Raw genomic sequence first — 451 nt, forward strand, 5'->3', positions numbered from 1 at the left:
TTCCGTCACCTCGGCGCCGGTGAGGATGCCGCCTGATGGCTGAAGTCACTCAACGAGCAGAGCAGCAACAAGAGAGCCAGAAGACCCTTCTCGGCACCATCGTCAGTACGCCCTTCCAATTTCTCGGCGTGATGTTCGGTTCGCTGGTCGGCGCAATCATCGTAGAGTGGGTTTGCCTGTATTTCTTCTGGCCTGACGCGGGCTGGAAGCATGCTCAGGCCATGTTCGAGTACGAACTCAGTTGGCTATCGCAGGGGCTGCTACACAGTGTCGTCGTGCAGGAGCCGGGTCGAACCGCCACCTGGCTGGCCCTGTTGGCCTATGATTGGTTGTTCGTGAAGACCGGGGTGGCCGACTGGATGACCAATATGACCACCATCGCGCAGGCAGGGCCACGCAGCCCGCTGGACGTTAGCTACCTCACCGCCCAGGGCGTCTCCACGCTGCAGAA

General features: G+C 60.5%; 1 protein-coding gene. It reads left to right on the forward strand.

Annotation, left to right across the window (positions count from 1 at the left end):
- Positions 1 to 35: 35 nt before the first annotated feature.
- Positions 36 to 451: IncC plasmid conjugative DNA transfer DtrJ family protein (locus HMPREF2924_RS21245; protein ID WP_141765558.1), on the forward strand; the 416-nt coding region annotated here is incomplete at its 3' end.

This window comes from Pseudomonas sp. HMSC063H08 (genome assembly GCF_001813645.1).
GTDB lineage: Bacteria > Pseudomonadota > Gammaproteobacteria > Pseudomonadales > Pseudomonadaceae > Pseudomonas > Pseudomonas aeruginosa.